The sequence below is a fragment of the Streptomyces sp. NPDC002133 genome (assembly GCF_040296405.1).
Taxonomy (GTDB): Bacteria; Actinomycetota; Actinomycetes; order Streptomycetales; family Streptomycetaceae; genus Streptomyces.
In genome coordinates this window covers 1-14,886 of the sequence record NZ_JBEOXF010000039.1, presented here as the reverse complement: position 1 = coordinate 14,886, position 14,886 = coordinate 1, and the positions used below count along the sequence as shown (strand labels likewise).

Annotated in this window: 12 protein-coding genes and 3 pseudogenes; 5 read left to right on the top strand and 10 right to left on the bottom strand. The window is 69.2% G+C overall.

Features of this window, described 5'->3' with window-relative positions:
- Positions 1–254: 254 nt before the first annotated feature.
- Positions 255–1,508, top strand: coding sequence for an IS256 family transposase (locus ABT078_RS28825; protein WP_351232721.1), 1,254 nt, complete (start codon positions 255–257; stop codon positions 1,506–1,508).
- Positions 1,509–1,640: 132 nt separating this feature from the next.
- Here ABT078_RS28825 and ABT078_RS28820 read toward each other — a convergent pair whose 3' ends face one another.
- The 3 genes from ABT078_RS28820 to ABT078_RS28810 form a co-directional block, all read right to left on the bottom strand.
- Positions 1,641–2,051 carry an SRPBCC family protein gene (locus ABT078_RS28820; RefSeq protein WP_351232719.1) on the bottom strand — a complete coding sequence of 137 codons (411 nt, stop codon included), beginning with the start codon at positions 2,049–2,051 and terminating at the stop codon, positions 1,641–1,643.
- Between the two features lie 118 nt (positions 2,052–2,169).
- Positions 2,170–2,505: an ArsR/SmtB family transcription factor gene (locus ABT078_RS28815; protein WP_351232717.1), complete on the bottom strand. Its 336-nt coding sequence runs from the start codon at positions 2,503–2,505 to the stop codon at positions 2,170–2,172.
- Positions 2,502–2,966, bottom strand: a complete 465-nt coding sequence (locus tag ABT078_RS28810; RefSeq protein ID WP_351232715.1) for an SRPBCC family protein — start codon at positions 2,964–2,966, stop codon at positions 2,502–2,504. Before ABT078_RS28810 ends, ABT078_RS28815 begins: the two co-directional genes overlap by 4 nt.
- A 291-nt stretch (positions 2,967–3,257) precedes the next feature.
- Here ABT078_RS28810 and ABT078_RS28805 point away from each other — a divergent pair, with 291 nt between their 5' ends.
- The gene (locus tag ABT078_RS28805; protein ID WP_351232821.1) at positions 3,258–3,869 is read left to right on the top strand and encodes a hypothetical protein; all 612 of its coding nucleotides are present in this window, start codon (positions 3,258–3,260) and stop codon (positions 3,867–3,869) included.
- Between the two features lies 1 nt (position 3,870).
- Here ABT078_RS28805 and ABT078_RS28800 read toward each other — a convergent pair.
- The 4 genes and pseudogenes from ABT078_RS28800 to ABT078_RS28780 form a co-directional block, all read right to left on the bottom strand.
- A pseudogene (locus ABT078_RS28800) lies at positions 3,871–4,038 on the bottom strand (asparaginase domain-containing protein); the annotation flags it as partial.
- Positions 4,039–4,686: 648 nt separating this feature from the next.
- On the bottom strand, positions 4,687–5,346 hold the full coding sequence (locus tag ABT078_RS28790) for an MSCRAMM family protein (RefSeq protein WP_351232817.1): 660 nt from the start codon (positions 5,344–5,346) through the stop codon (positions 4,687–4,689).
- Between the two features lie 48 nt (positions 5,347–5,394).
- A pseudogene (locus ABT078_RS28785) lies at positions 5,395–7,611 on the bottom strand (MMPL family transporter); the annotation flags it as partial.
- 109 nt (positions 7,612–7,720) lie between these two features.
- Positions 7,721–8,311 carry a TetR/AcrR family transcriptional regulator gene (locus tag ABT078_RS28780; protein ID WP_351232711.1) on the bottom strand — a complete coding sequence of 197 codons (591 nt, stop codon included), beginning with the start codon at positions 8,309–8,311 and terminating at the stop codon, positions 7,721–7,723.
- A gap of 1,029 nt (positions 8,312–9,340) precedes the next feature.
- Here ABT078_RS28780 and ABT078_RS28775 point away from each other — a divergent pair.
- Both ABT078_RS28775 and ABT078_RS28770 read left to right on the top strand, forming a co-directional pair.
- Positions 9,341–9,691, top strand: a complete 351-nt coding sequence (locus ABT078_RS28775) for a hypothetical protein (protein ID WP_351232709.1) — start codon at positions 9,341–9,343, stop codon at positions 9,689–9,691.
- A 346-nt stretch (positions 9,692–10,037) separates the two neighbouring features.
- Positions 10,038–10,832: an oxidoreductase gene (locus tag ABT078_RS28770; protein WP_351232707.1), complete on the top strand. Its 795-nt coding sequence runs from the start codon at positions 10,038–10,040 to the stop codon at positions 10,830–10,832.
- A gap of 135 nt (positions 10,833–10,967) precedes the next feature.
- Here ABT078_RS28770 and ABT078_RS28765 read toward each other — a convergent pair.
- Positions 10,968–11,300, bottom strand: a pseudogene (locus ABT078_RS28765) (sigma factor); the annotation flags it as partial.
- A gap of 200 nt (positions 11,301–11,500) precedes the next feature.
- On the opposite strand from ABT078_RS28765, the gene ABT078_RS28760 reads away from it, so the two are divergent.
- The gene (locus ABT078_RS28760; RefSeq protein ID WP_351232705.1) at positions 11,501–11,986 is read left to right on the top strand and encodes a carboxymuconolactone decarboxylase family protein; all 486 of its coding nucleotides are present in this window, start codon (positions 11,501–11,503) and stop codon (positions 11,984–11,986) included.
- A gap of 278 nt (positions 11,987–12,264) precedes the next feature.
- Here the strand turns inward: ABT078_RS28760 and ABT078_RS28755 are convergent, their stop codons facing one another.
- Together ABT078_RS28755 and ABT078_RS28750 are read right to left on the bottom strand one after the other, a co-directional pair.
- Positions 12,265–12,756 (bottom strand): lamin tail domain-containing protein, encoded by a 492-nt coding sequence (locus ABT078_RS28755; RefSeq protein ID WP_351232703.1) that lies wholly within the window; start codon positions 12,754–12,756, stop codon positions 12,265–12,267.
- A gap of 995 nt (positions 12,757–13,751) precedes the next feature.
- Entirely contained in the window at positions 13,752–14,537 is a 786-nt protein-coding gene (locus ABT078_RS28750) for an RNA-guided endonuclease InsQ/TnpB family protein (protein ID WP_351232701.1), read from the bottom strand.
- Positions 14,538–14,886: the final 349 nt, after the last annotated feature.

The window sequence follows — 14,886 nt, the reverse complement described above, 5'->3', positions numbered from 1 at the left end:
GGTTGCGAAGCCAACCGATGCCCCCGGCGCCCCTGTTGTCGCTGTTGTATGCGCCCGAGCCCGCAGAGTCCAGCGCATGGTCTCCATCGTGTGACTGTCTCGCTCACAGGTTCGGCAACGCGGGGCCGACGAGCAATGCTCAAGACCTGTGGATCAACCTCGGGTTGAACGCGAAGGGGCGTACCTTCCCGATTGATCCTGTGATGGTCACCGAGTAGGCCCGCGTTCGCAGCGCGGGTCGGGAAGGCATGCCCGTGCTCAGCGTAGTCAATGCCGACGGCAGCACCCCGAACGGCTCCCTGATCGACGAGATTGTCCGTGAAGGGGCGAGGCGGATGCTCGCCGCCGCCCTGGAAGCCGAAGTCAATGCCTACATAGCCGAGTTGGCTGATCAGCGGAACGACCAGGGCCGTCGTCTGGTGGTGCGCAACGGCTATCACCAGCCCCGGTCGGTGACCACGGCCGCCGGGGCTGTGGAGGTGAAGGCCCCGCGGGTGAACGACAAACGCACCGACGAGACCACCGGGGAGCGCAAGCGGTTCTCCTCGGCGATCCTGGCACCTTGGGCGCGGAAGTCCCCGAAGATCAGCGAGGTGCTGCCGCTGCTCTATCTGCACGGACTGTCCTCCGGCGACTTCGTGCCCGCACTGGAGCAGTTCCTGGGCAGCTCGGCCGGTCTCTCGCCGGCCACCGTCACCCGCCTCACCACCCAGTGGCAGGCCGACCACAAGGCATTCGGCGAGCGCGACCTGGCCGGATCCGACTACGTCTACGTCTGGGCCGACGGCATCCACCTGCGTATTCGCCTGGCCGAGGCGAAGTCCTGCGTCCTGGTGCTGATGGGCGTGCGCGCGGACGGCACCAAGGAGCTGATCGCGATGGCCGACGGCTACCGCGAGTCCACCGAGTCCTGGGCCGACCTGCTGCGGGACTGCGCCCGCCGCGGCATGCGCGCGCCCGTGCTCGCGGTCGGCGACGGCGCGCTCGGCTTCTGGAAGGCCCTGGCCGAGGTCTTCCCCGAAGCCCGGCACCAGAGGTGCTGGGTTCACAAAACGGCCAATGTGGTCAATGCCCTGCCGAAGTCGGCCCAGCCAGGTGCCCGCAAGGCCCTGCAGGACATCTACAACGCCGAGGACCGCGAGCACGCGCTCAAGGCGGTCACCGCCTTCGAGCATGCCTACGGCACGAAGTGGCCCAAGGCGGTGAAGAAGATCACCGACGACGTCGAGGAGCTGCTGGCGTTCTACGACTTCCCGGCCGAGCACTGGATTCACCTGCGCACGACCAACCCGTTCGAGTCGACGTTCGCGACGGTCCGGCTGCGGACGAAGGTCACCCGGGGGGCCGGCAGTGCGGCCGCGGCCCTCGCGATGGTCTTCAAGCTCGTCGAGTCCGCCCAGGGTCGCTGGCGGGCCGTGAACGCGCCCCACCTCGTCGCCCTCGTCCGGGCCGGATCCCGCTTCGAACGCGGCCACCTCGTCGAACGCCCCGAGGCTCACGCAGCCTGAACAACCTCAACCGACACACAGGCATTGACAATTACTCCTGCTCTCCCCCGGTTCGAGCAATGCCCGATGTCCTGGCGGAAGCGAGCTTCCTATGTGGGAAGCTCGCTTCCGCCAGGACATGACGGGCAAGGTCTAGTGCCAGTTGCTGATCTTGACGTCGTGCGGCGCCGGCTCACCCTTGCCGGTTTCGACCAGCTTCTTGAGGCTCATCAGGAAGGTCGCCCACTTGGTGCTGCAGTGGTACATGAACTCCACCGGCTCCTTCCAGCCTTCGTGCCGGAACAACACGATCGTGAAGCCGTCCTCCTGCTTGAGCTCGAAGCGGATCTGCGTGCCGATCCACTCCTCGGGACCGTCGACGACCTCCCAGAGCACGCGCTCGGCGGGCTGAGCCTCCAGGACCTTCATGTCGAACCCGCCGGGCTCGAAGCGGAACCGGATTACTCCCCCGACATTGCCGTCGCCGTCCGTGTCCTCCGTCCACCAGCTCGCCAGCCCATCGACCGTGGTCAAAGCTGCGTAGACAGCGTCGGGAGACGACATGACTCCGATCCTGTGCAGGATGTCCACCATCTCGATACCTCATTCTCGTGTAAGCGCCCGCATTCGGGCGCGGTTCATCAGCGCCGCCACGGATGCGGCGACGTTCGTTCGTGAGGTGTCAGCCCTCCTGGCTGCGCTGGATTGTTTCGGCGATCTGCTTGATGCGACGCAGCCGGGCGTCCCATGTGGCCCCGACCGACGACAACTGCGCGACCGCGCGGGCGAGCTGGGCCTCGTCCACCTCGTAGAGGCGCTCGCGTCCGGATGGCGTGACGTGGACCAGCCCGACCCGGCCGAGTACGCCGAGGTGTTTGGCGACCGCCTGCCGTGTGACCGGCAACTGCTCGCTCAGCGTGGTTGCCGTCCCGCCGCCCGCCAGCAGCAGGTCGAGCATCCGCCGCCGGACGGGGTCCCCCACCGCCGACCAGAGCTCGTCGTCGATGGTGACGCTCATGGCGTCGACACCAGCCGAGCGACATACGTGACCAGGCGGGGCAGGAAGTAGTCCCAGCCGGTGACGTGCTCGCGGTACTGCTCCTCGAGCACGGCCGCCTCCCAGCCCTTCTCCCGGAACCCCTCCTCGGTGAAGCGCAGCAGCGTGCCCGCACCCGACGGGACCAGCTCGAAGGTCACCAGGAGCGAGTTGGCCGACGTCGCGGCCTCACCCTCGTCGTACACCCACCGGAAGGAGAACCGCCGGGGCGGGTCGGCCTCCACCACCGTGACTGGTGCGACCTGCGCCTCCGGCGTAGTCCTGTCGCCAAACGAGATGACCCCGGTGGCGCCGGGCACCGGCTCGAGTTCTGCTTCGTCCGGCCACCACTCCCGCAGGTGTTCGGGCTTGCTGATGACCTCGTAGACCACCTCGGGCGTGGCCTCGACGTGGATCTCCCGCTCGATGCTGCCGTACTCCATCCCACTCCCCTCCTCGTGCAACCTTTGGTTGCGTATTACCGTATGGCATTCCTCCAGCATGCGCAACCATTGGTTGCTCTAAGGATTCCCCAGCAGCAGATCAATCATCTGCGTCGCCGCGCCGTCGCTGCTCCTCGTACTCGACACGCGCCTCGATGGCCGCCTCGCGAATCTGGTCCAGCGCGACCCCGCCGCGCTGGACCCGCATCCAGGGCGTCCCGGGCGGCACTGCCGGTGCCGGCCTGGCTTCAGGGGCAGGGCGGTCGGCCGGAAGGCTACTGCCACCGGCAGATGTTCGACGCGATCCGCTACGTCGTCGCGGTAGGCCGTGAACTGCGTCCGCACGGAGACCTCGACGTCCTGGCCCTCCGCCGTGGCCAGGCCCTCGTTCGTGATCTCCTGGCCGACTGGGACCTGTACGTGGCGGACCCACCCGGCCAGGCGGAGCTGCGGCCGTGGCCTCCTGGAGAGGCCCTTCAGCCGCCGCTCCACGACATCTGGTGCCGCCGGACGCCGGAGGCGCCCTGGTCGGTGCAACTCATGCTGGACGAGGCCGAGGGCACCCAGTGGGCCTCACGGCGCGACCCGGAGGTCCGGCTCCCGATCGACCGGCTCGGGCGGACGAGCAAGACGGGTGTCCCGTATCTCGCGCCCAAGGTGCAGCTCTTCTACAAGGCGAAGGCGACCAGGGACAAGGACGAGACCGACTTCGAGGCGGTGCTGCCGCTCCTGGGGGGCGTCGCAGCGCGTCTGGCTGGCGGACGCGATCAAGGTGATCGCGCCGGACCACCCCTGGTTCCGCCGACTGCTCCCGGTCAGGCGGTCCGCGACGTGGCAGGCCGCCCAGCATCCGCACCCGATTCTCCGCGACCCGGGCGATCGGACCGCACGCCGGTGAGGTGAAGGCGGCGGGGCTGGTGGTGTGGGACTTGCGGACGGTCCGGGCCGCGTGGATCTCGTCGCCGAGTACGACGAGGCAGCCGGCGCCCCTGAGTCCGGGGTAGGCGGCGGCCAGGGCCGCGGCGTGGAGGTTGGCCGGACCGTCGGCGCCGGGGAGGGTGGGGTTGCGCATCGCGCCGGTGACGGCCTTCGGCCAGAGCGATGCGGGTGCTGCGGGACAAGGTCCGAGCGGCAACCGCGATCTCGAAGACCGAGCGGCCGGTGTCCGCTGTGGTCGCCGACCTCAACCCGGTCCTGCGGGGCTGGCAGCGTACTTCCGCAACGGGAACTCTGGGCGGAAGTTCAACGCGGTCGACAGCTACGTCCACGAACGGCTGGCGATCTTCACCAGCCGGAAACACGGCCAGGCGGGCCGGAACTGGGTCACCCGCTACACCTATGGGTGGATCACCCGGCTCGGGGTCTACCGCCTCATTGGAAACGCACACAGGGCGGCGGCGCATGGCGAGAGTCGGGCGCCCCGGCCTCTTGCGTGTGCCGCTGGCGACATCCTGCGATTTCTCGCCCAAAGCGCCGTGCCGGACGCCTACATGGCCACGGGGGGCCGATCACGCACTGAGCAGCGGACGGTGGGAGCACCGGAGTCGGACTCCTGGGCGGGGCCCGGACGTCCACGCGCGCGTGTGCCCGACGGCAGCGCCGCTCGCGCTGCCGCCGGGCCCTCCCCTTGCGCCTGCCCCGTCCTCACGGGCGGCGCGCCCGGGGTCCACCCCGCTCTCGGCGGACTCGGAGACCATGTGCCCTCAGGTGGTGAGGTGGACTACTCGTCCGCGTGGTGCAGGCGGATGTCGAAGCCGTCCACTCCGGCCCCGTCGACCTGCAGCGCGCTCGCCACCGGCGGGTAGCCGCTGGCGACGATCGAGTATTCACCGGCGACCAGGTCGGTGAAGGCGTACGCGCCGCCCTCACCGGTGGTGGCGGTGGCGACCACACGACCCGCCGCGTCCACCAGCGTGACCCGTGCATCCGGCAGCGGCCGGCCTTCCGCGCCCGAGCCCGCACACACGATGCCCCGCACCGACCCGCCCGCCGGACCGCTCGCCCCGGAGAGCACGATGTCGTGCAGCACCTCCTCGCCAACAGCGATCGTGGACGCGTGCGGCTGGTGCCCCTCGGCCGCCACGATCACCACGTAACTGCCGGACCCGGGGGCATTCACCGCGTACGAGCCGTCGGCCTGCGCCACAGAGCGGCCCAGCTGCCGTCCACTCGGCGAGATCAGCGTCACTGCGGCACCCGCGACGGCCACACCGCTCGCGTTGCGGACAGTGCCGCGAATGCCAGAGCCGTTCGACCCGTAAGGCCCCTCACCCGAACCGGCTGCGGTACTGGCCAGGGCCTGCCCCTGGAGCTCCTGCACCGGCGCGAGCCCGGCATCGGATCCGGACACGGCCACCCCCACGGCCACCGGCTCGCGCATGGCGACGGGCACGGTGTCGCCGGAGGCCGGGAGGGCCGTGCCCATGGGCTCCGGGTCGGGGTTCTTCGAGGTGTCGTGGGTGTCGCGCAGGCCCTCACCCTCCACGTCGACGTTCGGCAGCGCGCGGTCGAGCCACTTCGGCAGCCACCAGGCCGCCCTGCCGAGCAGCGCCAGGACCGCCGGGACGATGGCCATCCGCACGATGAACGCGTCGAAGAAGACGGCGATCGCGAGACCGAAGCCGATCATCTTGACCATCGACTCGCTGGAGCCGATGAAGCCGGCGAAAACCGCGATCATGATGACGGCCGCGGCGGTGACCACCCGGGCCCCGTGCCGGAATCCGGTCACGATGGCCTGACCGGGCCGCTCCCCGTGCACGTACGCCTCTCGCATACGCGTGACCAGGAAAACCTCGTAGTCCATCGCCAGGCCGAAGACGACGCCCACCATGAAGATCGGCATCGTCGACATCACCGGGCCGGTCTCCTCGACGCCCATGAGATTGGCGAGCCAGCCCCACTGGAAGACCGCGACGACGGCGCCGAGCGCGGCCATCACGGAGAGCAGGAAGCCGAGCGCGGCCTTGAGCGGCACCAGAATCGAGCGGAAGACGACGATCAGCAGCACGAACGCCAGACCGACGACCAGCGCCAGATACGGGAGCAGCGCGTCGTTGAGCTTCTGCGAGACGTCGATGTTCATCGCGGTGGAGCCGGTGACCAGCACCTTCGCGTCGGTGTCGGCCTTGATGTCCGTGCCCGCGTCGCGGATGGCGTGCACCAGGTCCTCGGTCCCGGCCGAGGACGGCTTGGAGTCCGGCACCACGGTGATCATCGCGGTGTCGCCGGCCTTGTTGTACGTCGCCGGGGTCACCGCAGCCACGCCGTCGAGGCTCTTGATGGTCGTGGCCACTTCCTTGACGGCCGTCTTCGGGGCGTCGCTGGACTTCGCGTCGACGACGACCATCAGCGGCCCGTTGAAGCCGGGCCCGAACCCCTCGGAGAGCAGGTCGTACGCCTTGCGCTGCGTGGTGCTGGTCGGCTGCGTACCGTCGTCCGGCAGACCGAGCTCGAGCGAGGCGGCCGGGACCGCGGCGGCACCCAGGCCCACGACGCCGAGGAGCAGCACCGCGACGGGGCGGCGGACGACGAAGCGCGCCCACCGCGTGCCCATGTTGGGCTTCTCCGCGCTGTGCCCGCCGGACTCGCCCTTGGCCTTCTTGCCGCCGCCGCCGAGCAGCTTGCTCTTCACGCCCGCGGGCCGCACCTTCCTGCCCGCGTATCCGAGGAGCGCCGGGATGAGGGTGAGCGCGATGAGGACCGCGATGACGACGGTGCCGGCGGCCGCGATGCCCATCTTGGTGAGCACGGGGATGTTGACGACGGAGAGGCCCACCAGTGCGATCACGACTGTGAGACCGGCGAAGACCACCGCGGAGCCCGCGGTGCCGACCGCCCGTCCCGCCGCCTCCTCGCGCTCACGGCCCTCGGCGAGCTCGGCGCGGTAGCGGGAGACGATGAAGAGGGCGTAGTCGATGCCGACGGCGAGGCCGATCATCATCGCGAGGGTGGAGGTGGTGGAGCCCAGCTCGAGCGTGTTCGCCAGCGCGGTGATCGTGGAGATGCCGATGCCGACGCCGATCAGTGCGGTGAGCAGCGGCAGTCCAGCCGCGATCAGCGAACCGAAGGTGATCACCAGCACGACCGCGGCGACGCCGATGCCGATGACCTCGGTGGCGCCCGTCTCGGGGACAGTCTCGAGCGCGTCGCCGCCGATCTCGACGGTCAGCCCCGCGTTCCGCGCCTCCTGTGCCGTGTCCTCGAGCGCGTCACGCGAGGAGTCCTCCAGCTCCCTGCCGGAGACCTTGTACGACGCCTGCGCATACGCGGTCGTAGCGTCCTGGCTGACGGCCTTGACCTGGAACGGGTCGGTGACGGCGGCGACCTCGGAGCCCGAGCCGAGCTCCTTGACGGCTTCCTTGACGACGGCCTTGTTGTCGGAAGAGGTGATCCTCTCGCCGTCTGGCGCCTTGAAGACGACGCGCGCGGTGGCTCCGTCGGCGCTGGCGCTGGGAAAACGATCCTCCAGTAGCTCGAAGGCCTTTTGCGCCTCAGTTCCGGGGATCGAGAAGGAGGTGGAGCCCGGCGCGGGCGCCTGTGCGGCGCCCGCACCCGCAAGGGTCAGCAGAGCCACCCAGATGAGGGCGATGAAATGTCGCCGCCGGAAGGATAGCCGGCCCAGTTTGTAGAGCAATGTGGCCACGAGGAGGTACTCCCGGGTCAGGTCGTGGGGTCTTATGGGCAGGTGTCATCGGCGGACGACGTGAGCGGCCGCGTCAGGTGCTGCGAGAGGGGTGCGGGGCCCCCGGGTGTCAGGCGCCGAGGGCGGGGAGGACCACGGCGTCGATGTACGAGGTGAGGAAGGCCTTCGTGGGCGGCTGGTTGTCGATCAGCCCCCGGACGACAAGGGCGCCGACCAGCATGTGCGGTACGTACTCCAGCGTGGGGTTGTCCGCGCGGATCTCGCCCCGCTCCACGGCCCGCCTCAGCATCTGGTCGAGGCCGGTCATCTCCGGCTCGAACAGCAGCTCACGCAGGGCGCGCAGAAGATCGGCGTTCTCGTGCACCGCCATGGCCAGGCCCCGCATCAGCGAGGTGTCCCGCTCCATCTGGCAGTCGTCGGACTGCGAGACCATCTCGTGGAAGTCGCCGGGCAGGCTCCCGGTGTCGATCTCGCCTATAGTCACCGGCTTCTGGTGCCTGAGCGCCTTGACGACCAGCTCCGGCTTGTTCCCCCACTGGCGGTAGAGGGTGGCCTTACTGGACCGGGTGCGGGCGGCCACGGCATCCATGGTCAGGGCGTCGTAGCCGACCTCCCGAAGCAGATCGAGCACGGCCGCGTAGAGCTCAGCCTCGCGCTCGGGCGTGATCCGGCTGCGGCGCCCCGTTGCGGCATCAGCCATGCTCATCCACTCCCCATCGAACGAAACGGTTTCGTACAGAAGCGAGCTTAGCCCCTAGATCTATCGAAACGAAACCGTTTCGTACGTGTCCTAGGTCACGTCTGCCCTCGAAGCCCCCGAATCACGCCCAGAAGTCCGCCCGAAAAGGACCCTCTCCCACCCCGTGGACGCAGGTCGTCCACTGAGTCCCTTGAGCGAAGTCCCCTACCGCCTGGTGGCCCGGCATGCGCCATCAACACCAGGGCGAAGCACGAGAGTTGAGACCAGACGCTCACGCCTCACTCCCTGGGAAGTGACAGCCTGAGATGACTGCCACCCGGGGGCCAAACGAGGAGCCCCGCGGCAAGACGGGGAACAGCGGGGAATCACGGTGAAAACAGCCGAGCCCGACAAGGCCCTGCACCGGCCGTTCGCCCAGATCAGCGACCAACCCGGCCGCAAATGATCGCAGCTACCCAAGCTGATGCCGTGAGCCGAGTCACCAGCGGCCATCGACCTCAAGCCCTGATCTCAGAACGTGCGTGTGTCTAGCCCGGCCACCAGCTCGGCACGCAGGAGATCGAGGGCGCCTCCAGCCGCTGTCCGTTGGGCACGCCGGTTCTCCTCACTTCGTGAATCAGCACCTTAACCTCGATCGGCCGGATCACATCCAGCCCTGACCACCGAGGCGTCCGCCTCGCCGTCTCGCAACGCTCGGTCACAGCACCCCAGAAGCTGAGCCAGTACCGGTGGACATGCACAAAGCCAAACCCCGCTCTCCCCGGCCGGGTCAACTGCTGGGCCGGAGTCTGCCCCGAGTACTGCCCGGACCACGGGCGCCGCGCGGCCGAGAGCTTGGCCTTGTCATCCCCCACTCTGCCCACCGGCGCCCACCACCTGACGTGCCCCACGCACCGCGGGGGACGGCACCCCGTCGCGCGTAGCCGGCCCACACCCGTACGGACCGAGCCGACCACCGGCCCCCGCGCCCGGAGGCGGACCCGGCCCCGCCAGCACCCCGTGCAAGTACGCCCCGCGAGGAGAGATCCTGTGATCACCATTGCCACCCCGTCCGGCACCGTTCGCGCAGCCCGGCCGAGGCGGACGCCACCGGCGCAGCGCTACACCCCCACCGGCACTGCCACGGAAGCCATCCACATGCTCGCGACCCACGGCCCCAGCCGGTCGGGCGAGGTCGACGCCATCCGAGCCAGTCCCGGATCCGTCAACGACATGCGGCGCGAGTTGCCCGCCGCACCGCTGGTGCGCATTCGTAGCCGCGCCCACACGGGCAGCATGGTCCATCTGCCGGCCCACCCCGCCGGCATTCCCTGGAAGCGGCTCACTCTCGACGTGCTTCGCCGCCTCGTCGGCCGCGCGCAGGTGCTGAACGGCGAGTAGGCGTTGTCCTCGGTGCCGCGAGGAGAGGACGACCAGGGTGCTGCCCGGAAGGCGGGACCGGTCGTGCTGCCCGGCCCGCCTCACCTTCGCCGACTGGTCTCGAAGCCGCCGGATCCAGCCGCCGGGACCCGAAGCGCGTCTCCACCAAGCCGCACTCGGCCACGTCGGGCTTGACGGCGTACCGGGCGAGGTGTCTGCGACGGGGACAGCCCTGGCTCGGACGCTGGCACGCAGCAGTCCTCGGCGGCCGCCGCGTGGCGATGGGCACCTGCGCCGAACCTAAGCCCGATACTCACTCAAAGCACCCAGTCTGGATTGATTTACGTATGCCGCGGAGGAGAATCCGGTGGAGCTGAACCTCACGGACAAGGTCGCCGTCGTCACCGGAGGCAGCAAGGGCATCGGCCTGGCCATCACCGAGGCATTCGGCCGTGAGGGCGCGCGTGTCGTTGTCGGCAGCCGCACGGAAACACCTGAGCTCGCTGCCTTGCGCGAGCGGTACGACGTCGTCTTTCATCCGGTCGATCTGGCCGACGCCGACGCCGCGGACGCGCTGATCCAGGAGGCGGCGGGCCGACACGGCAGGATCGACGTGCTGGTCAACAACGTTGGCGCCACCAGCCCACGCTCCGGCTTCCTCGACGTCGAGGACGCCGCATGGGTACATGCCCTCAACATGACGTTCTTGAGTGCCGTGCGCGCCAGCCGCGCGGCGTTGCCGCACTTGCTGGCTCACGGCGATGGGGCGATCGTCAACATCAGCTCCATCAACGCCCGAATGCCCTTCCCCATGGTGGTGGACTACTCCGCAGCCAAAGCCGCCCTGAGCAACCTCACCAAAGCTCTGTCGGAGGAGTTCGCCCCCCGCGGTGTCCGCGTCAACGCCGTCGCTCCCGGCCCCGTACGCACCCCGTTCTGGACCGCCCCCGGCGCCTTCGCCGACACTGTCGCGGCCGGCGCGGGCCGAACGGCGAAAGAGGCTTTGGACGAGATCGTGCCCCAGCAGATGGGCATCTCCACCGGGCGAATCACTGAACCACAGGAGGTGGCCGACCTCACCGTCTTCCTGGCCTCCCCACACGCCGGCAACATCACCGGCGGCGAATTCGTCATCGACGGAGGCCAGATCAAGACCACCTGACAGAGGCCCTGGCGACGCAAGGGCCTCCTGGCGTATCACGACCCCACCGACAGCTTCGCCCTCAAACGCCGATCTGCGATCGGAACCGCGAACGAACGACGACTTCGAGGTCCTGATCGTTGTGCGGGTTCGGACCTCGGCCACGTCGGGCGCGGTCAGCAGGGGCTCGGGCAGCCAGGGACCGACGTAGGACTCCCTGCGGCGGCCGAGCGTACGCAGTCGGCTCAGCGCCTGGCGGGTGGTGATCCGGACCAGGTACGCGCGATGGTCCCGCACCGTGCCGAGATCGACACCCGCCCACCGCAGCCAGGTCTCCTGAAGTACGTCCTCCGCGTCGGCGGCCGAGCCGAGCATCTCGTAGGCGACGGTGAACAGCAGATTGCGATGGGCGACGAATGCCTCGGTGGCGGGGTCCGTACGTCCGCCGCCGGTGAACTGCCCGGCCGTGCCCCCGGTCCGCTCGGTCAGCTCGGCCCTCTCGGTCTGCTCGCTCTTCACCGGCTGCTCCTGCCTGTCCGCTCCCGACAACGCCACGCACAAGACGCCGCTCCCCGCCGCTTTGTGACACCCGTCAGCGGTGGCGCACGTCACACAACCGCCCCGTCACAGAGAGCGGGGCGCCGGCATCTCGTGTTCGTCCCGTACAACCCACGAGTGAGGACGAAATCATGGACGCCCGGTTCAACCTGTTCGACAACGAGATCGCCACCAAGTTCACCAAGCGGTTCGCCAACGCCAGCCTGGTGATCCACCAGTCGTCGCTGGCGAAGTCCACGCAGGAGCTGGTGTCCCTGCGTGCCAGCCAGATCAACGGCTGCGGCTGGTGCATCGACCTGCACACCAAGGAGGCCGCAGCCGCCGATGAAACCGCGGTCCGGCTCCATCTGGTCGCCGCCTGGCGCGAGTCCACCGTGTTCACCGAGGCCGAGCGGGCTGCGCTGGCGCTCGCCGAAGAGGGCACCCGGCTCGCCGACGCCCACGACGGAGTGTCCGACGAGACCTGGGCCGAGGTACGCAAGCACTACGACGACGACCAGATCGCCGCACTGGTCTGCTTGGTCGCCCTGATCAACGCGGCCAACCGGCTCGCCGTGATCGTGCACCAGCGGGGAGGTTCCTACGAGCCCGGCATGTTCGCCGCCGTGGTCAACTGACCGGCACAGCAAGCCAACCCGGCCCGGCCCAGGATCGTGATCCAGGCCGGGCCCGCGCACACCCCAAGTACGCGGTGAGCCCGGCCTCCGCGCTCGATCGGCGTCCGGGCCACCCCGAGCACCTGACGGGCCCGGGGATCGCCGGCCCCCTGGTATCGATTGCGCAGGTCGAGCCGGGCCGCCCCGCTACCGGCCCGAAGGAGCAGCGGGCCGGCGCGGGGTGGTGGCGGCCGCGCCCCGCCGTCAGGGCACGGCCGTCACCTGGTCACGTCACAGACTCAGTGGCGGCCTCCGCGGTGGTGGCGGCCCCAGGACTCGGTGTCGATGACCCGGCCCCGGTCGTCGCGCAGCGTGGCGGTGCCGCGGTCGTTGTCCCAGACGTGGTTGCGGCGGTCCTGGAAGACGTCACGCCGGGTGTCACGACCCTCGCCGGTGTGGATACGGACCGTGGAACGGCCGTCCAGGCGCAGGTTGAAGCGGTAGCGCTGACCATCCTCGTCGGTCAGGGTCCAGCCGCGCAGGTTCACCGCCCGGCGGCCGGTGTTGCTCACCTCCACCCACTCGGCGTTCAGGGAGTGGTTGGAGCGGGTGTCCCGGCCGGGACTGTCGGCCTGGACCTTGCTGATCACCACGGGCGAGACGCTCCGGTGGTGCCGGCCGTCCCGCCCGCCGTCCGCCGAGGCCGGTACGGCAGCCGCGGCCACCACCGCCCCCGAGGCGAGAACGGCGGCGACGAGACGACGGGCAGTGGTGATACGTGAAGCGGACATGAAGCCCCTCAAGTCATTTGCCCTGCTGCCCGATAGAGGGAGCAGGAGCGAGTGCGAACCTCCGGCCGGCTGGCCGAGGACCCCCACACTGCCGGGCAACTCGACACAAACCTGGAAGACTTGATTCAAGTTACTGAATGCGGACATATCCGAAACACTCACCTGCAGGACGCACGAATCGATCCTGCTCGCCCCGCGGACCCGGTGCCAAATACACCGACCCGTCCACCAATCAACCTCTGCACCCTCACACCGCCCCGCTCGCGCCGGACACCGCACCCGCCGTCACCCGAAAGTGAGTAACAGCCGGCCCCACCCCCGTGTCATCGCAGACGCGGCGGCCACGCCCGGACGGTGCCGCTCCATCGGCTTACCGGCAGCCAGACGTGTCGAAGTCCGCCGCACGGCGAGGAACGTCCGTCGGGGCCCTCCGGAATCCGCTCGCCTGAAACCGAACGGCGGCAACATCTGCGGTACTCCGGCAGGGCCCCGCGAGGAGGGTGCCTTCGGCGCGGATCTCGGCACGGATGCCCTCATCGAACCCGGCCTCGGGCGGGTGCTGTGATGGCCCATCTCCGCCCAGGTACGGCACTTGGATGGTCTTGTTCCACGACAACGTCGTGACTCGGAAGCACTTCCTGCAGGCGAGCAACCACAGGTGAGAGGCATTCAGGTCCAACTGCCTCAGCAATCGGGCGATACATCATGGGCCGTGCGGGATCCGCCCGATCGGGGTGGGCCCACGCACTCTGCGTATCCTCGCTCCAGCGAGCTCCCGGTACGACGAACGCAGAGCCCCACTGCTGCACCGAAGCTTCGGCGGGCGAGGTGCGGCTGAGAGGCCCCCGGAAGACGCGGCGGTCTCGTGTACTGGTCAACTTCTCGGCCGTAAACGATCGAGCGTGTTGGCTCTGTCGTTTGCGCCTTGTCGCGCTCCCGACTGCCCCCTACGGCAGGGCGGTCACGGGTCGCATCTACCAGCAGAAGGGACGTGTTCATGCCTTTTGTGGTACGGGTCCGTTGACGAGAACCCACGCCGAGCGTGCGCGGTTGCGCACGTTGACCCCGGCGACGTGATCGGCCGGGCCGGCGAGCCCGCACCGACGACAGGAGAAGGTGTCCCGGACGGGACGGTTGTTTCTCGCCGTGTGCCCGCATCTGGGGCACATCTGCGAGGTGTAGCGGGCGTCCACCGAGATCACCGGCACTCCGGCTCGCCGGGCTTTGTACCGGATGTGCTCTTCGAGCTGGTGGAACGGCCAGGAGGAGAGCGCGGCCCGCTGGTCGCGAGATGGCCGTACCCGGTCACGGATGCCACTCAGTTCTTCGAGGGCGATGCCGCGTCCGGTGCTCCCCCAGCGCTTCGCCTGGGAGGTACCCCCAGCGACGGCCACGATCTCTTTACTGATCCTGTGGTTGACATGAGTAGCGTGCCGGGCCTCGCGGCGTGCCCGGCGTTTGGCCCGCCTGGTGGCGGAGCGGGTCTGCTTCGCCTGGAGTTCGGCTCGCTTGCGGGCGTGCCAGCGCCGGTAGCGGCCAAGGCGGCGGCCCTGGTAGTTGGTCCCGTCGGACGTGGTGGCGAGGTTGGCGATGCCCCGGTCCACGCCGACCCAGTCCACCGGGTCGGTGTTGAGCGGCGCTTCGGGAATCTCGCAGGTGGCGATAAGGAACCACATGCCGTCCCGGTGCACGAGATCCGACTCGCCCTTGCGGTATTTCTCGAGCATCGCCAACTGGCCGGGGTGCCCGGTGTACCGGACGGACTTGATCCGCCCGGCCACCGTCCAGATGCTGACCGTCCGTGTGTCGTTGCCAGGACAGGATCCGGTCGTCGTACGGCTGGGCCGCATCAGGCCGGAAGACGACCGGCTTCGACTCCGCACGCCTGCGCCGCTTCGAGGTGGCCGGACCCAGGTTTCCCGCCCGGATGTTGGCGCGCAACGTGGCGTAAGCGTCCACGACCTTCTTCACCACCCGCACAGCCGGCTGGGCAGCCAGCCCGAACTCCGCCTTCAGGCGCGTGTAGACGAGCTTCTGCAGCTCGTTGCGGGTGGTGGTGCCCGTCTCATAAGCCACCACCGAGGCGGCATCAGCCGCCCGGTTGCACACGCGCAGGGTCGCCGCCAAAGC